We start from the raw sequence: 19,737 nt of genomic DNA on the forward strand, positions 1-19,737 counted from the left end.
GATGGTGGGCACGGCGCAAGAGCGCCTTTGCCTACCCTACAAATCGGGTCTGCTTGCCGCCTCCCAATCTCCCGATTTCAACCACTCGTTCACCATCTGGAAACGACCGGCCGATAAGGTCTCCTCCGCCTGCCTCGGGGGAGGGGAATTTCCATGGCTTCGAACGTCGTCGCGCGCCGTTGCGCGATGTTTTTCTTTGGGCTGAGCGTTGCTGTGGCAGGAGCCCGCTACGTCACGGATGCACACGCCGCCGGCGCCTTCGCGGTCGGCAAGTGCGGCGCCTATGGTCATGCCTATGACTTCCCCGGCGAAGCTGCGGCGCGCGCCGCCGCACAAAAGCAGTGCAAGGGCGAGTGCACGACCGTGACCATGAAGCGCGCCTGCGCCGCGATGTCAGTCGATCTCGCCAATCCCTGCGGCGCTTATGGCTACGCCGTGAAGCCGAAGATCTCGACGACGCTCAACGCCGCCACGCGCGAATGCTACAAATATGGCGGCAAGGAATGCGTCATCCGTGCCTGGGCCTGCGACGCGAAGGGTTGAAGCCCCGCACGCGGTCGTTGGTGATGGCTCGGCCGATCAGGCCTCTGTCTCGATCGACCAGGGGACCTTCGCTTTTACGAAATCCGACCACGCCTTCCTGAGACGCGGTTCGGTACCGACCATCGCGTGTGCCTGCCAGCCGGCGATCGCGGCTGCCGCAGTGCTGCCGTTTGCGGACTCCGTGCCGATATCCGCGAGCAGCGAAGCCGTTGTCGCCATGTCGTTATAGATGCCGAGCTCGTGCTGCAAATCGGCCAGTCTGTCCGAGAAGCGTTTTGCAGACTTGCGCTGCCCATAGAGCGGCAACAGGAAATCAGCGACATAGCGCAGCTTCTTCACGGCGAGCCTCACGCAGTGCAGCTCATCAGGGGTGAGCGACTTGAAGCGGCGGCCGCGCTTGAGCACCTTCGCATGCTGGGCCGACAGAATACGCCGTGCGAAATTCATGGCGGGCTCGGCCAGTTGGCCCAAACGTTCCGCAGCGACCTCGCTGCGCCAGCCGCGCGTTTCGATCCAGCCACCAAGCCCGATCACGAACGACGCAGCCCGGCGGTCGCCCAGCACCAGGCGCGCCTTGTCGTAGGAGGACGTCCGGCGTTGTTCTACGGCTTGATCCAGTGCGTCGAAGCCGGCGATCGAGGGGCAGCCTTGCGCGACGGTGCGCAGCGTGTCGTTCTGGAAGACGTCCCACTCGCGCGCGGCGGAGAGATTTTGTCCCAGCCACCTGGCCTCTGCGCGCAGCAGGTCGAGCTTGCTCTCCGATAGGACCGATTGCATCAGGTGCATGGCGGATCGCAGGCGGCGCAGGGCGACGCGAAGCTGATGAATCCCTTCGGGATCGCGGCCGTCCTCGGCGGCGGGAAGCGACTGGAGAAGATGAAGGAGACAGGCGCGCAGGATCGCGGCAAAGGTCTCATCGAGGGAGGCCGATGGATCGAGGCGCAGCTTGCGCGGCCTTCTTGCCGCCGGCGGGGTGTCGGCGGCAAGGTCAAATCCGCGCGCCGATTTGCTGCGGATGGATGGTTTCACCGGTCCATGCTCGGCGAGCCGCAGCGCAAGCTCGTAGACTGCGGACACGCTACCGGACTTGAGCTCGAGCTCGATCTCGCTGACCGGCATCGATCGATCGCCGGATTTCAGGAAGCCCTGGTCGAAAGCGACCTCGACGGTGCCGGATGGCAAGTCAACGATGCGCTGATGCCGGTGGATGTCGGTGGTGAAGACCGCCTCGAGCGGACGACGATCGAGATCCGTGCGCAGCTTCTCCGGGATGAACGGCAGCGCCAGCGCGACATCGGCAGCAGCGGAGGGTACGCTTGCCTCCCATTCGCCACGCCTGAGCGGATCGTTCTCGGAGTCGGCCTTCACGGTCTGTGTGAACCGAGCGCCGCTCTGGCGCACCCTGAAGCTCAATCCATGACGACGAAGCGCACGCTTGGGCGTGTCGTAGTAGATGGCCTTGAGGTGCTTTCGTGTGCCCTTGTTGCGCGCGTTCGCCGTGATGATCGGTGCATTGTTGAAATCCGCCAGGCGATCAGCGTCCACAAGCAGCTTGAGTTCGAGTTCGGCGGCGCGTGGAGCAACGTCACCGGACGGGGAGACATCCTGTGCAGGCGTCTCACCACCAGACGGCCTGGCGTCAGCGCCAAGGCCTTCGGCGTCCGAGACGTCGCCGTGCGCGAGCGCATCGTCAATGCGAGGCTCTTGTTCCGTGCGGGACGCGACAGAGTTCTTGGTTTTCTTCCTGTCTTCTGTGCTTCTCGTCCTGTCCTCCGGGACGTGATGGCCGTTGGACCGAGGTACATTACGCACGGTTTCGAAGGCCGGCTTCATGGCGCCAGATTCGGACATAGGATTTGTGTGACAGTTTGATGACAGTGCCGTGATGTATAGCCGACTCGACTCGCGTGGGGAAGCGGTCCCCGGTTGCATCGAGTTTGAAATTTTCCCGCTGTGAACAAATAGGTCAACCGGAGTTACATTCATCCTCAGATAGCACTCACTCGAGGAATTTTATTTCTCGATGCGTGGCAAGCGTGGGGAAAATCATGCAATTCGACACCAAGATCGCCGTCGTGATCCGCACCGATCTCCAAGCGTGGCAGAAGCTCAACGTGGCCTCGTTCCTCACCAGTGGAATCGCCGCCAACTTTCCCGAATGCATAGGCGAGCCTTACGAGGACGCGTCCGGGACCAAGTATCTTTCCTTGATCGGTCAACCGATCCTGATCTACGGCGCCGATGGTCCTGCACTGTCCCGCGCGCTCGATCGCGCGCTGACGCGCAATGTCACGCCCGCGGTCTATACGGAGGACATGTTCTCGACCACGCATGATGCTGCCAATCGCGAGGCGGTGAGGGCGGTCAGCCGCGCCGATCTCAATCTCGTTGGCATCGCGATGCGCGCCGAGCGCAAGGTGATCGATAAAATTTGCGATGGTTTGAAGTTCCATCACTGACATGTTCGCTCGCGCGTAAACCACTGTCACCGGATGTGTCTTCGCATCGTGTGCGCAAACATTGTGCTGTTTGACGTCAATCAAGGGCGCGCCGCTCGCGGCCATTAGTCTGCTTCCCGCAAATGCAATGGACTTTGCACAAATGCAAAGGACTTTGCACGAATGCAAAGGAGCAGACCGATGCCGACCATGAAAGCTGCCGTCGTCACCAGCTTTGGCAAGCCGCTCGAGATCAGGGATGTGCCGCTGCCGCAGCCTGGTCCTGGCGAGGTCCTGGTCAAGGTGAAGGCTTGCGGGGTCTGCCACACTGATCTGCACGCAGCGTCCGGCGATTGGCCGGTTAAACCGGTTCCGCCCTTCATTCCCGGTCACGAGGTCGCCGGCACCGTCGCTGCGTTGGGACCCGGCGTCACCAACCTCAGGATGGGCGACGCTGTCGGCGTCGCGTGGCTGCACGATTCGTGCATGGCTTGCGAATATTGCGAGACCGGCTGGGAGACGCTGTGCGAGCATCAGCACAACACCGGCTACAGCGTGAATGGTGGCTTTGCCGAATACGTCATCGCCGCTGCCGCGTTCGCGGCGAAGCTGCCGGCCAATATCGATTTCGCCGGCGTCGCGCCGATCCTCTGCGCCGGCGTCACGACCTACAAGGGATTGAAGGAGACCGAGGCACGGCCCGGCGAGTGGGTAGTGATCTCAGGCGTCGGCGGTCTCGGCCACGTCGCGATCCAATATGCCAAGGCGATGGGGCTCAAGGTCGCCGCCATCGACATCGCCGAGGACAAGCTGGCGCTGGCGCGTACGACCGGCGCCGATCTCGCAGTCAACGCGCTGAATGCTGATGCCGTCGACAAGGTGCTGGCCGCGACCGGGGGAGGGGCGCATGGCGTGCTGGTGACCGCCGTCTCGACGGCTGCCTTCGCGCAGGCGCTGAAGATGGCGCGCCGGAAGGGCACCGTCAGTCTCGTCGGTCTGCCGCCCGGCGAATTCCCGACCCCGATCTTCGATGTCGTGCTGAAGCGCATCACCGTGCGCGGCTCAATCGTCGGCACGCGCAGGGATCTCGATGAGGCCATCGCTTTTGCGGCCGACGGGAAGGTGCATGCCGAGGTCACCAAGGTGCCGCTCGCCGAGATCAACACGGTGTTCGAAAAGATGAAGGCCGGCAAGATCGACGGCCGCATGGTGCTCGATTTTGCCTAGATTAATTTAGCGCCGGCGCCTCACGCCGGCGGCATGGTCTCGAACTTGGGCAGGCTCGGATCGAGGCGATCCCAGTCATGACCGCGCGCCGCGTAAGTAATCACCTGCGGCTTGTAGCGGGCCGGCTCGTCGAGGCTCGCGGCGCGGACGGTGAAGATGTCGGGCTGTGCTGCGAAGGTCATGTAGACCGGCAAGCCGCACACGGAGCAGAAGGCGCGCGTCTTCACGTTGCCGCTATCGCCGACCATGTCCCATTGCTTGGCCTCGCCCGTCAACGTGACGCCGGGGCGCGCGAAGGTGAGGTACGAGCCGTGGCCGGTGCCGCTTTCACGTTGACAGTCCCGGCACTGGCAGTGGTTGGCGAAGAGGGGCTCACTGGCAATCGAATAGCGGATCGCGCCGCAGGCGCAGCCGCCGGTATAGGGCTTGTTCATCGCGGGATCTCCCACTTACTGTTCGCCGCTGATCTCGTCGAGCTGCCGGACGACCTTCTTCCAGCCGCCGCTCATGACCGTGTAGGCGGAGTCGTTTCTGGGCATGACGAAGCCCGCATGAACCAGACGGATCCGCGTTCCGGCTTCGACCGGGGTGAGGGACCAGGTCACGATCGTGTCGAGCGGCGCGCCGTAGCCGGTGTTGCGCTCGTCGCCGCCCTTCCAGGCATAGACGAGACGCTGGTTCGGGATGACCTCCAGAACCCGGCAATGAATCACTCCATCCCAGGCGCCTCCCGGCGTGGTTTGGAAGGTGAAGGTGTTGCCTTCGATCGCCTCGAAGCCGGTCGGCGGCATCAGCCAGCGCGCGATCAACTGCGCGCTGGTCAGCGCCTTCCAGACTGTCGCGGGTGTGTGAGGGAAGACCTCTTCAATGGCGATGTCCCGGATATTCGCTTGGGTCTCGGCTTTCAACTCGGCTGCACTCACGGATCGATCTCCTTCAAGAGGTCACGCAGGTCCTGGAAGCGCTCGCGCCAGAAGACGCCGTAATGATCCATCCACTCAACCAGAGGCTCGAGTCCCTGCGGCGCGGCGCGGTAGTAGACGTTGCGCCCCTCGGCGCGTTCGGCGACGAGGCCCGCCTGTTTCAGCGACTTCAGGTGTTGCGAGATCGCGCCCTGGGTTACGCCGCTGCCGCGCGTCAGCTCCGCGACGCTGATCTCCTTGCTCTGGAAAACACGCTCGAACACGGCGCGGCGGGTTGGATCGGCGAGAGCGCGCATGACGGTGGTGACTGAGTTTGGAGCGGCTCCGAGCATGGCCGTTAAATTAGCGATCACTAATGAATTAGTCAAGGCTAATTTGTCCGAGTGATGCTGCAGGCGAATCCAAAACTTGACAGTGACTGACTAGTCAGTCATAAATTACAGATGCCAAAGAAACCGACCAAACCCGTCATGTCATCCGCAGTCCGCGCCAAGAGCGATGCGCACGAAGCCGGCGAAGCTGCCGCTCCCGGATCAAACCGCGCCACGCGCGCGGCGGAGCGGCGTGCGGCGATCGTGGAGGCGGCTCTGGAAGAGTTCATCGCGCGCGGCTTTGCGGCGACGCGGCTCGACGACATCGCCAAGCGCGCGGGCGTGGCGAAGGGCACGATCTACCTGCACTTCAAGGACAAGGAATCCATGTTCGAGGAGCTGGTGCGCATCGTCATCGTGCCAGTGGTCGAGCGGCTCACCACGCTGCCGCCGCCGACCGGCTCGGTGCGCGATCTCGTCGAGGCCTTTGCGACCAATTTCCTGAAGGAGGTTGCGAACACCAGGCGCGGCGATCTCGTGCGCCTGATCGTGGCGGAGGGGCCGCGCTTTCCGGCCGTGGCCGACTTCTACTATCGCGAGGTGGTGTCGCGTGGGATGGCCGGCATGCGCGCGCTGATCGAGCTCGGGATCGCCCGCGGTGAGATTCAGCAAAAGAACCTCGCGCGCTTTCCCCAGATCCTGGTCGCGCCGGCGCTGATCGCGGTGATCTGGCAGAGCCTGTTTGCGCGGCATTTCCCGCTCGACGCGCAGGAGATGCTGCGCGTCCATCTCGATTTGATTTTTGGCGAACGGAGGACGACATGAGGTCGTCGCAAACCATTTCTCACCTCATCCTGAGGAGCGCGGAACGCGCGTCTCGAAGGATGAAGGCCCGGTTGTTGCCCCTCGCCCTTCGAGACGCCGCTTCGCGGCTCCTCAGGGTGAGGGTTCGACAGAGGCATCTGCCGCCCCAGGCGATTCAGTTTTCGGTGCCTCGCGCGCGACTTTGTGCGATCGCGGCCCTGTTGCTTGCAACCGGGCTTGCCGCCTGCAAGGAGAGCCGCGATCCCGGCTTCCAGGGCTGGGTCGAGGCCGACATGATCTTCGTCAGCCCCGATGAGGCCGGCCGCGTCACCAGGCTCAACGTCCGCGAAGGCGACGAGGTGAAGGTCGGCGATGCCCTTTACTCGGTCGACGACGATCTCCAGCTTGCCGATCTCAATCAGACCAAGGCGACGCTGGCGAACGCGCAGCAGACCCATGATCGTGCGGAGTCGCTTAGAAAGACCGGCTCCGGTACGCAGGCGACGCTCGATTCTGCCGTCTCGGACCTGCGGGTCGCTGAGGCGCGCGTGGTGACCTCGGAGACGCGGCTGGCGCGGCGCAAGGGTTTTGCGCCGGTTGCCGGCACCATCCAGCAGATCTATTTCCGCGAGGGCGAGATGGTGGCGGCGCAGCGGCCGGTGCTGTCGATCATGCCGCCGGGCAACATGAAGCTGCGCTTCTTCGTGCCGGAGACCGAGCTGCCCAAGCTTGCGATCGGCGATCAGGTGCGGGTCGCCTGCGACAATTGTGCGGCCGATCTCACCGCGAAGATCTATTTCATCGCGACCACGGCCGAATACACCCCGCCGGTGATCTACAGCCTCGATGAGCGCAACAAGCTCGTGTACTTGATCCAGGCGCGGCCGTCGCGGCCCGATGCGCTGCGCGTGGGCCAGCCGATCAGCGTGTATCTCAATCCCAAAACTCCGGTAGCGGACAAGCGATGAGCGGGACAGCCGGCAACGGTATCGCGATCGACGTCAAAGGACTGACAAAGTCCTTTGGCGGCCGCGAGGTCGTGCACGATCTGTCGATGCAGGTGAAGCGCGGCTCGATCTACGGCTTTCTCGGTCCCAACGGAAGTGGCAAGACCACGACCATCCGCATGCTCTGCGGGCTTCTGACGCCCGACAGCGGCGAGGGCACCTGTCTCGGCTACGACATCAGGCGCGATGCCGATCGCATCAAGCGCCAGGTCGGCTACATGACCCAGCGCTTCAGCCTGTATCAGGACCTCTCGGTGCGCGAGAACCTGGAGTTCGTTGCGCGGCTCTACGGCATGCGCGATGCGCGCGGCGCGGCAGGCGAGATGATCAAGCGGCTCGGTCTTTCGGGCCGCGAGGAGCAGCTTGCGGGCGAGCTCTCCGGCGGCTGGAAGCAGCGGCTGGCGCTGGGCGCTTGCACGCTGCCCAATCCGCAACTCCTGCTGCTGGACGAGCCGACCGCCGGCGTCGATCCCAAGGCGCGGCGCGACTTCTGGAACGAGATCCATGCGCTCGCCGCCGAAGGCCTCACCGTGCTGGTGTCAACTCATTACATGGACGAGGCCGAGCGCTGCCACGAGATCGCTTACATCGCCTACGGCCATCTCCTCACCCATGGCACGGTCGACGAGGTGATCGCGAAATCCGCGCTCACCACCTACACCGTCACTGGCGATGATTTGAACGGGCTCGCCGCCGAGCTCACCGGCAAGCCCGGCGTCGACATGGTGGCGCCGTTCGGCACCTCGCTGCACGTCTCGGGCCGCGACGTCGCGGCGCTGGAAGCCAGTATCGCGCCCTTGCGCGACCGGGATGGCATGCACTGGCAGAAATCGCATCCCTCGCTCGAAGACGTCTTCATCGAACTCATGAACCGCTCCAGGGACAATTTCCAATAAGGACAATTTCCAATGAGCGTTACAGACATATCGGATCACGGTCACGACATCCGCGAGCGCTTCGGCTTCTGGCGGCGCTCCTATGCGATGGTGGTGAAGGAGTTCATCCAGCTCCGCCGCGACCGCGTCTCCTTCGCCATGATCGTGATGATCCCGGTGATGCAGCTTCTGCTGTTCGGCTATGCCATCAACACCACGCCGCACAATCTGCCGAGCGCCGTCCTGCTCCAGGAGGATAGCGATCTCGCGCGCTCCGTGCTGAAGGCGCTGGAGAACACCGCCTATTTCCGTTTCACCCGCGAGGTGCACGACGTCGACGAGTTCGACAACCTGCTGAAGTCCGGCAAGGTGCTGTTCGGCGTCGAGATCCCGCGCGGCTTCGAGCGCGCGGTGCGGCGCGGCGACAAGCCGGCGCTGCTGGTCGCCGCCGATGCGACCGATCCGGTCGCGGCAAGCGCAGCGCTCGGCTCGCTCGGCATGATCGTGCAGACCGCGCTCCAGCACGATCTCTACATCGGCGATCCCCCGGAGATGCCGTTCGAGATCCGTGCGCACGCCCGCTACAATCCGGCCGCGTCCTCGCGGCTGAACATCGTGCCGGGCCTCGTCGGCACCATCCTGACCATGACCATGCTGATCTTCACCGCGCTGTCCGTCACGCGCGAGGTCGAGCGCGGCACCATGGAAAGCCTGCTCTCGATGCCGATACGGCCGGTCGAGGTGATGTTCGGGAAGATCATCCCTTACGTGCTGGTCGGCTTCATTCAGGCCTTCCTGATCCTCTCGATCGGCGTGTTGCTGTTCGGCGTGCCCGTGCTCGGCAGCCTCACCTTGCTGGCGCTGCTTTCGACGCTGTTCATCACCACCAATCTCGCAATCGGCTACACGTTCTCGACCATCGTGCAGAACCAGCTCCAGGCCATGCAGATGTCGATGATGTTCTTCCTGCCGAGCATCTTGCTGTCCGGCTTCATGTTCCCGTTCGCTGGCATGCCGGTCTGGGCACAATATCTCGGCGAGGGCCTGCCGCTGACGCATTATGTGCGTATCGTCCGCGCCATCATGCTCAAAGGCGCAACCGTCCAGAACCTGCAATATGACACTTTGGCGCTGGCAGCCCTCATGCTGGTCGCCATGGTCATCGCCGTGACGCGCTTCCGCCGCACGCTCGATTGAGGCAAAATGCCCCGCAACGACGAGGGGCGAGATGGTCAGTTTTGCAAGCAGGACCGGCGGGCAGAAGGCCGCGATATCGGCGGATTTCGAGCACGAGCTGGCGCGCGAGGTACTGCGGACCGAGCTGTTGCGCGTCAAGGCGCTGATCGTGACGGGATGCGTCATGATCCTGTTCATCACTGCGATGTACCTGATCGCCCCGAGCGTCGTGGACCGGGTCTGGCACGGGACGTCCGGGCTGATCCAGGTCTATAGCCTGCTGATCGGATTTGTCCTGTTCGAGGTCTGGGTTCAGTCCCAGATCAGGCGAAATCTCAGGCTCGATCGGGACGTGCCGGTGGTCAGGCGGTACATCGGGACGCTGATCGAGACCTCGCTGCCGACGGTCATCCTGGTCCTGGAGATCCGCAGTATGGGGGCAATCCCTGCACTCGGTTTTGCCGTGCCCCTGGTCTATTTCATCTTCATCATTCTCTCGACGCTGCGCCTCGATTTCTGGTTGTCGGCCTTCACCGGATTCGTGGCGGCTGCCCAGCTCCTCGCCGTCGCACTCTATTTCGATCCCGTCAGCGGCGCCGGCGAGCCTCAGGCCTATTTCCATGCGGTGCGCAGCTGCATCATCCTGGTCTGCGGCGTGCTCGCAGGCGCCGTCGGCGCGCAGCTTCGCCGCCAGTTCGCGGCAAGCATCACGGCAGCTACCGCGCGCGACCGCGTCACAAACCTGTTCGGCCAGCACGTCTCGCCGCAGGTCGTCGAGCGGCTGATGGCGGAGGGGACCAGCGCGGGCGGCGACATCAGGCGTGTCGCGGTGATGTTCGTCGACTTCCGCGGCTTCACCGCCGGCGCACGCTCGCGCTCGCCGCAGGACGTGGTCGATCGGCTCGACGGCGCCTTCGCCGTGCTGGTCGACATCCTCGATCGCCATGGCGGCATCGTGAACAAGTTCTTGGGCGACGGTTTTCTCGCACTGTTTGGGGCACCGCTCGCCGCATCCGACGCCGCGCACCGGGCCGTCGCTGCCGGCCGCGAGATGCTCAGCGCGATGGACCACATCAACGCGCAATCGAGCTGGCCGCTGCGGATCGGCATCGGCATCCATTTCGGCGAGGTCGTCGCCGGCAATATCGGCTCACCCCGGCGCAAGGAGTATACGGTGATCGGCGACACCGTGAACTTTGCCTCAAGGCTGGAGGCGCTGAACAAGGATTTCGGCTCGCAGCTCCTGATTTCGTCCGCGGTGCGCGATGTCCTCGGTGACGATGGCGACGATGCCGTCGCGCTCGGAGAGGTCGAGGTGCGCGGCTACGAGCGGCCGATGGCGGTTTTTCAGTTGGGGTAGTGGACTCCGATGCCCGTCATTCCGGGGCGCCCTAAGGGCGAACCCGGAATCTCGAGATTCCGGGTTCGGCTCTTCGAGCTGCCCCGGAATGACGACCACCAGGCTTTAGGAGGGTGAAGGTATTTCAGTAGTTCTTGACTCATTTCTCATCTAGTCATCTATATGACTATATGAATTCAGCCCCGCTCGACGACCGCCTGCCACGCTACCAGCGCCTGCGCGACGATCTCGCCGCGCGGATCAACCGCAATGAATGGAGGCCGGGCGAGCCGATTCCGTCCGAAGCCGAGCTCGCCGCGCATTACGGCGTCGCGATCGGCACCGTGCGGAAGGCGATCGATCAGCTCGTCAGCGACACCGTGCTTGAGCGCCAGCAGGGCCGCGGCACCTTCGTCCGCCGCGCGCGCTTCAACTCCTCGCTGTTCCGCTTCTTCCGCTTCCAGTCCGAGAGCGGCGAGCGCCGCGTGCCGCAAAGCCGCATCCTCAGGCGGAAATGCGTGCCGGCAACCTCTGCCGTCGCATCCGCGCTGCGTATCTCCGTCGGCGAGCCCGTGATCAGTCTGTCGCGCCTGCGCCTGATTGACGACGTGCCGCTGCTTGCCGAAGAGATCTGGCTGCAAAAGTCGCGCTTCGCGGCGATCCTCGACATCGACCCGTCCGAGTTCGGCGACCTGCTTTATCCGCTCTACGAGGAGCGCTGCGGCGAGGTCGTGGTGTCGGCGGAGGAAATCCTGACCGTCGAGACTGCGAGCGAGATGCAGGCTCGCCTGTTGCGGCTCGAGGCCCGCGCGCCGCTGATCGTCATCGAGCGTCTCGCGCTCGATCTCGAGCGGCGCCCGATCGAATGGCGCCGCTCGCGCGGGCCGGCCAACCGCTTCCGCTACCACGCCGAGATCCGGTGAGCGCGAGCGAAAACGACATCAAGCAATAACCAATTTTCAGGGAAGAGACGATGGCAAACTGGTACAGCGAAAGCTCGCCGCTCGAGCGGCGCACCTTCTGGGCAAGCTTCGGCGGCTGGGCGCTGGATGCGCTCGACGTCCAGATGTTCGGCCTTGCGATCCCCGCGCTGATCGCGGCCTTTGGCATCAGCAAGGCCGATGCCGGCCTGCTTGGCTCGGTCACCCTGTTCTTCGGCGCTTTCGGCGGCTGGCTTGGCGGCGCGCTCGGTGACCGCTTCGGGCGCGTCAAGGCGTTGCAGATCACGGTCGCTGCCTTCGCGCTTGCGACCTTTGCCAGCGCTTTTGCGATGAGCTTTGCGCAACTCCTGGTCCTGAAGGCCATCCAGGGCCTCGGCTTCGGCGCCGAATGGGCCTGCGGCGCGGTGCTGATGGCCGAGATCATCCGTCCCGAGCATCGCGGCAAGGCGCTCGGCTCGGTGCAGAGCGCCTGGGCGGTGGGGTGGGGCGCAGCCGTGCTGCTGTCGGCGCTGGTCTTCACTTATGCGCCGGCGGATATCGCGTGGCGGATCCTGTTCGCGGTCGGACTGTTGCCCGCGCTCCTCATCATCTTCATCCGCCGCGGCCTGAAGGAGCCGCAGCGCGTGGCACCGAGCGCAGCTCAGCCGCCGTTCTTTGCCACACTCGCCGGCATCTTCCATCGCGACGTGCTGCGCGCGACGCTGATCGGCGGTCTCTTCGGTACTGGTGCCCATGGCGGCTATGCCGCGCTGACCACGTTCCTGCCGACATACCTGCGCGAGGTGCGGCATCCTGGGTTTTCCCCTCGGCTTCTTCTCCGCGGGCATTCCGGCGAGCATGGCCGCGCTGTTCAGCGAGCTCTATCCGGCAGGCGTGCGCGGCACCGGCGTCGGCTTCTGCTACAATTTCGGCCGCGTCGTCTCCGCCGCGTTTCCGTTTCTCGTCGGCTATCTCAGCGACCATATCGGGCTTGGGCCGGCGATCGGGATCGACGCGGCGTTTGCCTATTCGCTGGTGCTGATCGCGGTGCTGCTGCTGCCCGAGACCCGGGGCAAGGTGTTCGAGCAGGCCGTAGCCGGCACACGCGCCTGAGCTGCGAATGTGGAGTAACGAGCATGACGACAGGCGAATGCGGCCTCACGCGCCGTCAATTCGGCGCGGGCGCCGTTGCCCTTGCCTCGGTGATCGCCAGTACGGGCAAGGCGGTGAGTGAGGTGACGATGCCTGCGATCGACACCCACGCGCACGTCTTTCACCGTGGCCTGAAGCTTGCGCCCGGCCGGCGTTACGCGCCGGACTATGACGCGCTGCTCGATCTCTATCTTGAGCAGCTCGATCGCAACGGCATGACCAACGGCGTGCTGGTGCAGCCGAGCTTTCTCGGCACCGACAATTCCTATCTCGTCGAATGTCTGAAGGCGGCCGGCGGTCGGCTGCGCGGCATCGCCGTCGTCGATCCCGCGATTCCTGCCGAGGAGCTTGCCGCGCTCGACCGCGCCGGCATCGTCGGCATCCGTCTCAATCTCGTCGGCCAGCCCTTGCCGGATCTCACTGCGCCCGAATGGAAGGCGCTGCTGGCATCGGTCAAATCGCTGGGCTGGCAGGTCGAGATCCAGCGCAACGCCTCCGATCTCGCAACGCTCGCGCCGCAGCTTCTCGACCGCGGTGTCGCCGTCGTGCTCGATCATTTCGCTCTGCCGGATCCAAAGCTCGGCGTCACCGACCCGGGCTTCCTAGCGGCGCTGAAGCTGGGCGCGACCAGAAATGTCTGGGTCAAGGTCTCCGCGCCGTACCGCAATGGTCCGGCCGGCGAGAGTTTTGCGAAGGAAGCCTATCCGCTGCTGCGCGCCGCTTACGGTCTCGACCGCCTTTTGTGGGGCAGCGACTGGCCGCACACGCAGTTCGAGGCGATGCAAAGTTACGAGAAGAACCGACGCTTTCTCGACGAGCTCGTCACGGACAAGGACGAGCGCGCGCAAGTACTGGCATCGCCGTATCAGCTTTTCCGCTTCTAATTTCTTTCGCGCGATTGCACCGAGTGCTCCGAGTTTTGGGGCATGACGGTTGCTACCATCGGCCTGTAACATGCAGGCCGATGCAGCCGGTCGAGGCTGTACATTGCGTGAGGGAAGAAGGATGCAACGCCGCTACATCACCGTCGACGTATTCACCAACCGCGCCTTCGGCGGCAACCAGCTCGCCGTCGTGCTCGATGCCGGCGGGCTGTCGACGCAGCAGATGCAGGCGATCGCGACCGAGTTCAACTATTCCGAGACCACGTTCGTGCTGCCGCCGCGCGACAAGGCGAACGATGCGGAGGTGCGCATCTTCACGCCCGTCAGGGAGCTTCCCTTTGCCGGACATCCCAACGTCGGCACGGCGTTCGTGCTCGCGACGCTTGCCAAGGAGCCGAAACAGCGACTGCTGTTCGAGGAGAAGGCCGGCCTCGTGCCGGTGGACATTCAGCGGGAGCAGGGCCGGGTGGTCAACGCCGAGCTCACCGCGCCGCAGCCGCTGAGCCGCCTCTCGCAGCTTTCCGCAAGCGACGTTGCAGCGTGTCTTTCGCTGAGTGCGGAAGACATCGGGCTGGATCGGCATGCGCCGCAGATTGTCGGTGTGGGAACGCCGTTCGTGGTGGCGGAAGTGCGCTCGCGCGATGCGGTGAAGCGGGCGAAGCCCGACGCCGCGGCGTTCGGCCGGGTGTTGCCGCGTGACGGCGCCTTCGCAGTTTATTTCTACACGCGGGACGTGCCTGCAGCGGAAGCGCCTAGCGATCTCCAGGCGCGGATGTTCTTCCCCGGCGCAAGCGGCCTGATCGAGGACCCCGCCACCGGCAGCGCTACGGTCGCGGCCGCTGCCCTGTTTGCCGATCTCGATCCCCGGCACGAGGGCGAGTTGAAGCTCACCATCGGCCAGGGATTTGACATGGGCAGGCCGAGCATCCTGCTGACGCGCGTGCGCAAGCAGAACGGCGGGCTTCTGTCCTCCCATGTCGGCGGCCAGTGCGTGCAGATGATGGAAGGGACGTTCCGTCTGACGGGCGAGGCGTAGGCTCTCTCCGGTCGTCATTGCGGACTCGCGCTTCGCGCGCCCGGAATGACGGCACCTACACCTGCCGCCCTGCCAAATTCTCCACCTTCACCCCGTCGCGCTCCTCGATGATCTCCGCGATCATCTGACGGTGGCAGTGGGTGTGGTCGCGCTCGTAGCAGAGCAGGCAGACGGGGCCGGCCTTCTTCACCAGCGCCGACAATTCGTCGAGCTCTTCCTTCGCCTGCGGCGTCTTCAGGTGCTTTGAGTAGATCTTCTCGAGCACCGCATACTCGCCGCTGCGCGCGGCAAGCCGCCCCTCCTTGGGCGTGCCGAGGGCCGCGAGGTGGACGTAGGCGATGCCACGCTCGTCGAGCCCCGCCGCGAGCTGCTTCTTGGAAAAGCCCGGCCGGCGCGACGACGTCACCGCGCGCACGTCGACGAGCAGCTTGACGCCGGCCTGCTCCAACTCGTCCAGCACGGCCTTGGGCGGCGTCTGCTCGTAGCCGATGGTGAACAGCTTCTTCGCTTTGGCCATGCCGGACCTCAGGCGACCCGCGCGATCAGTTCCATGGCGCCGGCCGGCGCGCGCACCTTGCCCTCGTGGATGACATAGGCGAACACGTCGCGCGGCTCCTTTTTTGGCTTTGCCTTGTCAACTTTCGGCAGGTCATCCGGTTCACTGCCTGAGGCCCAGGCCTGAAACCGCTTGCCCCAGGCATCGAGATCCCTGGGCGGATAGCAGGACTTCAGTTCGTCATTGCCCTTCTGAAGCCGTGCATAGACGAAATCGCTGACGACGTCGGCGATCGCCGGATATTTGCCGTGCTCGGCGAACACGACCGGCGTCTCGAACTCGCGCAGCAGCGCGACGAAGTCGGGCGTGCAGAAGCTGTCGTGACGGACCTCGACGACATGGCGTAGCGCGCGTCCGTCGAGCTTGCGCGGCAACAGCTCGAGGAACTTGCCGAAGTCTGCGCCGTCGAACTTCTTGGTCGGCGCGAACTGCCAGAGCACGGGCCCGAGGCGATCGCGCAGCTCCAGCACGCCGGAATCATAGAACCGCTTGATGGAATCGCCGGCCTCCGCCAGCACCCGCCGGTTGGTGGCAAAGCGCGGCCCCTTGACCGAGAAGACGAATCCATCCGGCACTTCGGAGGCCCATTTACGAAAGCTCTCCGGCTTCTGTGAGCCGTAATAGGTGCCGTTGATCTCGATCGAGGTCAGCTTCGATGCGGCATAGGACAGCTCCTTCGCCTGGGTGAGCTTTTCCGGATAGAACACGCCGCGCCAGGGCTCGAAGGTCCAGCCGCCGACACCGATGAAGATGTTGCCCGATTTTTGCGACGCGGTTTTTGCTTTGGCCACGGGAGGATCTCGCGCGGATGGGGGGAGGACTTGCATCCTAAAGCATGATCCGGAAAAGTGTGAAGCGGTTTTCCGAAAAGATCATGCTCAAGCAATAACCTAAAGCGCGATCTTATCGCGCTTTAGTCGCGAGATGTGATTGGCCAGTTGCGGCGTCCCGTCTAAGGTCGCTCTCCGGGATCTGCGATAAAGGGAGAACAAGATGCGGATGCTGATCGCGCTGGCGCTGGTCATGATGACGTCTGCTGCCATTGCCGATGATGACGATGCGGGAGGGGCGCACAAGCTGGCGATTCAGGGCCGCGACGACTATTGGCACTGCCTGGCGCGGGAATATTCACGCGACAGCAATCAGGGCCTCTCGGAACAGGATTTTTCGCGCTCGGTCGCGGGCGCCTGTCCTTCCGAGCGGCAGTATTATCGGGTCGCGTTGCTCGACTATCTGACGACGCAATATCCCAACATCGATGCCGGCGCTCATCTCGCGACCGCGAACAGGGCGGTCGAATCGGCGCAGAAGGATATCGTGACGGCCTTCGCGAAGCACAGGGCGCCTCAGCGCTAGCTGTTCATGCATTAACCGTCGGAACCCGGCCCCCTTCCGGCGGCTGGCGCTTCCATGATATTGTTTCAATACATTGCAACAGGAATGCGCAGGCATGACGTCTGAGTCGATCGGAGGCATTTTTGGCGCGATCGTCGCAGCTGTCGTGCTGGCGGTTGCCGTCGTGTTCGGGCCGATCGGCCAATACGGCAAGCCGCAGAAACCGAGGGCGGCCGCCCAGCCTGAGGCCGCAGCACCCGCGGCTCCGGCCGCGCCTGCCCCGCGCGGACCGGTCATCCGCGAAGTGCCAAACCAATAGGCCGGCCCTCTTGCGGAGGGCCAGTGTCGTTCCTATCTAGCCCATAACGGCGACGTCGCAGCTTATCGCTCCGGCGCCGGGACGACCTTGGAATAGCTTGGCTGCGCCGGATGTACGCGTGGCTCGTTATTCTGGGGTCGTTGGCATTTTCGTACCCCCTTTGGGGGCTTTCCCCTTAAAACCCCGGCTTGGCATTGCGGGACGCGGCGGATATACGCTCCCCGTCATGAACGAAGCTATCAGGCCGGCCCCCGATTCCCCGCCGCAGGCCCCGCAATCGGGTCCACGGTCGCCAGAGCTTTCCGTTGTCGTTCCCACCTTCAACGAGCGCGACAATGTCACGGTCCTGTACCGGCGGCTGGAAGCGACTCTGGCCGGCATCGCCTGGGAGGTCGTGTTCGTCGACGACAATTCGCCCGACGGAACCTGGGACGTGGTGCGCGCGCTCGCCAGGCGCGACAGTCGCGTTCGCTGCATCCGCCGCATCGGCCGCCGCGGCCTGTCGGGTGCCTGCATCGAAGGCATTTTGGCCTCGAGCGCACCCTATGCGGCCGTGATCGACGCCGATCTCCAGCATGACGAGACGCAACTGCCGAAGATGCTCTCGCTGCTCGCGAGCGGAGAGGCCGAGCTCGTCGTCGGCAGCCGCTATATCGAGGGCTACAAGAGCGAAGGCTTCAACAAGCAGCGCGCCGGCGCCAGCGCGCTTGCGACCGAAGTCGCCAAGCAGGTACTGCAGGTCGAGATCGCCGACCCCATGAGCGGCTTCTTCATGATCCGCACCGACCGTTTCGAACAACTGGCGCCGAAACTCTCGGTGCACGGCTTCAAGATCCTGCTCGATATCGTCGCGACCGCGCAAGGCAGCTTACGCGCCGTCGAAATTCCCTACACCTTCGGCGCGCGCCAGCACGGCGAGAGCAAGCTCGATTCCATGGTCGCGCTCGACTTCCTGGGCCTGGTGCTGGCGAAGCTTACCAACGACGCGGTGTCGCTGCGCTTCCTCCTGTTCGCGATGGTCGGCGGCATCGGCCTCGTCGTGCATCTCATGACGCTGTTCATCGGGCTCGAGATCTTCAAGGCGCCGTTCGCGGAGGCGCAGGCCTCAGGCGCTCTCGTCGCCATGACCAGCAACTTCGTCCTCAACAATTTCCTCACCTATCGCGACCAGCGACTGAAGGGCTTTGCGATCCTGCGCGGCCTGATCGCCTTCTACATCGTCTGTAGCGTCGGCCTGTTCGCCAATGTCGGCGTCGCCTTCTCGGTCTACGATCAGGAGCCGATCTGGTGGCTTGCCGGCATGGCCGGTGCGCTGATGGGCGTGGTGTGGAACTACGCGATGTCCGGGCTGTTCGTCTGGCGCAAGAAATAGCGCATCATGGGCGGAGTTGACGCGCGGATCGTCCGCAACACCGCGCTCATTGTCGCTGCGCTGGTCGTGCTGCGGCTGGTCGCCGCCGCCTTCACGCCGATCACCTTCGACGAAGCCTATTACTGGATGTGGTCGAAGAGTCTGGCGGGCGGCTACTACGACCACCCGCCGATGGTCGCCTACGTCATCCGCGCCGGCACGATGATCGCTGGTGACACCGAGCTCGGCGTGCGGCTGGTCTCGATCCTGCTCGCGCTGCCGATGAGCTATGCGGTGTATCGCGCCGCCGAGATCCTGTTCGGCGGCGCGCGCGTTGCCGCAACCAGCGCGATCCTGCTCAACGTGACGCTGCTGGCCGCGGTCGGCACGCTGATCATCACGCCCGATGCGCCGCTGCTGGTCGCCTCCAGCTTCGTGCTGTTCTTCCTCGCAAAGGTGCTGGAGACCGGCCGCGGCATGTGGTGGCTTGCTGTGGGCGCTGCGGTCGGCGCCGCGCTGCTGTCGAAATACACCGCATTGTTCTTCGGTGTGGCGATCCTGATCTGGCTCGCCGCGGTGCCGAAGCTGCGGCGCTGGTTCATCTCGCCCTGGCCCTATCTCGGCGGCATCGTGGCGTTTGCTATCTTCTCGCCGGTGGTCTTCTGGAATGCCGATCATCAATGGGTGTCGTTCCTCAAGCAGCTCGGCCGCGCGCGGATCGAGGATTTCCGCCCCGTCTTCATCGCCGAGCTCGTTCCGACGCAATTCGCATTCGCAACTCCGCTTGTCTTCATCCTCGGTGCGATGGGGCTTCATGCGCTGACATGGCGGCGGATCGGAGCGTCGGCCTCGCGCATCCTGGTCGAGGCGATGTTCTGGACCATCGTCGTCTATTTCGTCTGGCATTCGCTGCACGCCCGCGTCGAGGCCAACTGGTTCGCGCCGGTCTATCCCGCCTTCGCGGTCGCAGCCGCGGTGGCCGCGCACATCGCGCAATGGAAGCCACGGCAGCAGGAGCTCGTCGCCTTCTGCCTGAAATGGGCGGCGCCCGCCGGCATCGTGATGTTTGCAGCCCTGATCGTGCAGGCCAACACCGGCTGGCTATCCGGCTATCGCCGCGACGCCACCGTGCGCAGCGTCGGCGTCGGCTGGCGCGCGCTCGCATCCGAGATCGAGGCGGTTCGCGCGAAGACCGGCGCCCGCTGCATCCTCGCGCCGGACTATGGCACCACGGCCTGGCTTACCTTCTATCTGCCGCGCGGCACCTGCGTGGTCCAGCGGGACCAGCGTATCCGTTGGGTCAACATGGGCGAGCCTGATCCGACACTCCTGGCCGGCAAGCTGCTCTATGTCGACGAGCTGCGCGCGGACGGTCATCCCTTCCTCAACGATATCTTCTCGCAGGTGACGGGCGTTGCGGAATTGCAGCGCAAGCGGGGGCCGCTTGTCGTCGAGACCTACGGGATCGATTTGCTGGAAGGCGCCAAGGGCGAGGTTCTCGACCGTTCGCCGCCGCCGGAAGCCCGGTAACGGACGTCAAG

General features: G+C 64.3%; 21 protein-coding genes and 1 pseudogene. 16 read left to right on the top strand and 6 right to left on the bottom strand.

Translation table 11 applies throughout. The features are described 5' to 3' along the window. The first annotated feature begins 153 nt into the window (after positions 1-153). Positions 154-543, top strand: a complete 390-nt coding sequence (locus tag SO139_RS04705; protein WP_449377215.1) for a DUF4189 domain-containing protein — start codon at positions 154-156, stop codon at positions 541-543. A 36-nt stretch (positions 544-579) separates the two neighbouring features. Here the strand turns inward: SO139_RS04705 and SO139_RS04710 are convergent, their stop codons facing one another. After that, complete coding sequence (locus SO139_RS04710; RefSeq protein ID WP_498539730.1) at positions 580-2,376, bottom strand: CYTH and CHAD domain-containing protein; 1,797 nt, start codon at positions 2,374-2,376, stop codon at positions 580-582. A 215-nt stretch (positions 2,377-2,591) separates the two neighbouring features. Between SO139_RS04710 and SO139_RS04715 the strand changes: the two genes are divergently transcribed. Continuing rightward, positions 2,592-3,002, top strand: a complete 411-nt coding sequence (locus SO139_RS04715) for a DUF2000 family protein (RefSeq protein ID WP_449377217.1) — start codon at positions 2,592-2,594, stop codon at positions 3,000-3,002. Between the two features lie 180 nt (positions 3,003-3,182). Beyond that, positions 3,183-4,208 (top strand): alcohol dehydrogenase AdhP, encoded by a 1,026-nt coding sequence (gene adhP / locus SO139_RS04720; protein ID WP_498539731.1) that lies wholly within the window; start codon positions 3,183-3,185, stop codon positions 4,206-4,208. A gap of 20 nt (positions 4,209-4,228) precedes the next feature. Here the strand turns inward: adhP and SO139_RS04725 are convergent, their stop codons facing one another. The 3 genes from SO139_RS04725 to SO139_RS04735 are packed head-to-tail and all read right to left on the bottom strand — an operon-like array spanning position 4,229 to position 5,463. Then, positions 4,229-4,642 carry a GFA family protein gene (locus SO139_RS04725; RefSeq protein ID WP_498539732.1) on the bottom strand — a complete coding sequence of 138 codons (414 nt, stop codon included), beginning with the start codon at positions 4,640-4,642 and terminating at the stop codon, positions 4,229-4,231. Positions 4,643-4,657: 15 nt separating this feature from the next. Beyond that, complete coding sequence (locus SO139_RS04730) at positions 4,658-5,131, bottom strand: SRPBCC family protein (protein ID WP_498539733.1); 474 nt, start codon at positions 5,129-5,131, stop codon at positions 4,658-4,660. Then, positions 5,128-5,463 (bottom strand): ArsR/SmtB family transcription factor, encoded by a 336-nt coding sequence (locus SO139_RS04735; protein ID WP_498539734.1) that lies wholly within the window; start codon positions 5,461-5,463, stop codon positions 5,128-5,130. The genes SO139_RS04730 and SO139_RS04735 overlap by 4 nt, the downstream gene beginning before the upstream one ends. Before the next feature lie 111 nt (positions 5,464-5,574). Between SO139_RS04735 and SO139_RS04740 the strand changes: the two genes are divergently transcribed. The 9 genes and pseudogenes from SO139_RS04740 (at position 5,575) to SO139_RS04780 (ending at position 14,635) form a co-directional block, all read left to right on the top strand. Continuing rightward, on the top strand, positions 5,575-6,267 hold the full coding sequence (locus SO139_RS04740) for a TetR/AcrR family transcriptional regulator (RefSeq protein ID WP_498539735.1): 693 nt from the start codon (positions 5,575-5,577) through the stop codon (positions 6,265-6,267). Continuing rightward, on the top strand, positions 6,264-7,214 hold the full coding sequence (locus SO139_RS04745; RefSeq protein ID WP_498539736.1) for an HlyD family secretion protein: 951 nt from the start codon (positions 6,264-6,266) through the stop codon (positions 7,212-7,214). Before SO139_RS04740 ends, SO139_RS04745 begins: the two co-directional genes overlap by 4 nt. Next, complete coding sequence (locus SO139_RS04750; RefSeq protein ID WP_449377224.1) at positions 7,211-8,149, top strand: ABC transporter ATP-binding protein; 939 nt, start codon at positions 7,211-7,213, stop codon at positions 8,147-8,149. Before SO139_RS04745 ends, SO139_RS04750 begins: the two co-directional genes overlap by 4 nt. A gap of 12 nt (positions 8,150-8,161) precedes the next feature. Next, positions 8,162-9,325 carry an ABC transporter permease gene (locus SO139_RS04755; protein ID WP_498539737.1) on the top strand — a complete coding sequence of 388 codons (1,164 nt, stop codon included), beginning with the start codon at positions 8,162-8,164 and terminating at the stop codon, positions 9,323-9,325. A 31-nt stretch (positions 9,326-9,356) separates the two neighbouring features. Further along, positions 9,357-10,664, top strand: coding sequence for an adenylate/guanylate cyclase domain-containing protein (locus tag SO139_RS04760; protein ID WP_449377226.1), 1,308 nt, complete (start codon positions 9,357-9,359; stop codon positions 10,662-10,664). 170 nt (positions 10,665-10,834) lie between these two features. Beyond that, positions 10,835-11,566, top strand: a complete 732-nt coding sequence (locus SO139_RS04765) for a GntR family transcriptional regulator (protein WP_449377227.1) — start codon at positions 10,835-10,837, stop codon at positions 11,564-11,566. Positions 11,567-11,616: 50 nt separating this feature from the next. Then, positions 11,617-12,676: pseudogene (locus tag SO139_RS04770) on the top strand (MFS transporter). Between the two features lie 23 nt (positions 12,677-12,699). After that, entirely contained in the window at positions 12,700-13,599 is a 900-nt protein-coding gene (locus SO139_RS04775; RefSeq protein WP_498539738.1) for an amidohydrolase family protein, read from the top strand. A gap of 121 nt (positions 13,600-13,720) precedes the next feature. Further along, the gene (locus SO139_RS04780; protein WP_449377230.1) at positions 13,721-14,635 is read left to right on the top strand and encodes a PhzF family phenazine biosynthesis protein; all 915 of its coding nucleotides are present in this window, start codon (positions 13,721-13,723) and stop codon (positions 14,633-14,635) included. Between the two features lie 55 nt (positions 14,636-14,690). On the opposite strand, the gene SO139_RS04785 is transcribed toward SO139_RS04780, so the two are convergent. Further along, positions 14,691-15,152: a DUF488 domain-containing protein gene (locus tag SO139_RS04785; protein ID WP_449377231.1), complete on the bottom strand. Its 462-nt coding sequence runs from the start codon at positions 15,150-15,152 to the stop codon at positions 14,691-14,693. An 8-nt stretch (positions 15,153-15,160) separates the two neighbouring features. Further along, a complete protein-coding gene (locus SO139_RS04790) occupies positions 15,161-16,018 on the bottom strand; it encodes a DUF72 domain-containing protein (RefSeq protein WP_449377232.1) in 858 nt (285 codons plus the stop codon). Between the two features lie 166 nt (positions 16,019-16,184). On the opposite strand from SO139_RS04790, the gene SO139_RS04795 reads away from it, so the two are divergent. The 4 genes from SO139_RS04795 (at position 16,185) to SO139_RS04810 (ending at position 19,726) form a co-directional block, all read left to right on the top strand. Continuing rightward, positions 16,185-16,547 carry a hypothetical protein gene (locus SO139_RS04795; RefSeq protein WP_449377233.1) on the top strand — a complete coding sequence of 121 codons (363 nt, stop codon included), beginning with the start codon at positions 16,185-16,187 and terminating at the stop codon, positions 16,545-16,547. A gap of 94 nt (positions 16,548-16,641) precedes the next feature. Next, positions 16,642-16,845 carry a hypothetical protein gene (locus SO139_RS04800; RefSeq protein WP_449377234.1) on the top strand — a complete coding sequence of 68 codons (204 nt, stop codon included), beginning with the start codon at positions 16,642-16,644 and terminating at the stop codon, positions 16,843-16,845. Between the two features lie 226 nt (positions 16,846-17,071). After that, positions 17,072-18,217 carry a glycosyltransferase family 2 protein gene (locus tag SO139_RS04805; RefSeq protein WP_449377235.1) on the top strand — a complete coding sequence of 382 codons (1,146 nt, stop codon included), beginning with the start codon at positions 17,072-17,074 and terminating at the stop codon, positions 18,215-18,217. A 6-nt stretch (positions 18,218-18,223) separates the two neighbouring features. After that, on the top strand, positions 18,224-19,726 hold the full coding sequence (locus SO139_RS04810) for a glycosyltransferase family 39 protein (RefSeq protein WP_498539739.1): 1,503 nt from the start codon (positions 18,224-18,226) through the stop codon (positions 19,724-19,726). Positions 19,727-19,737: the final 11 nt, after the last annotated feature.

Source organism: Bradyrhizobium sp. UFLA05-89 (genome assembly GCF_059803475.1).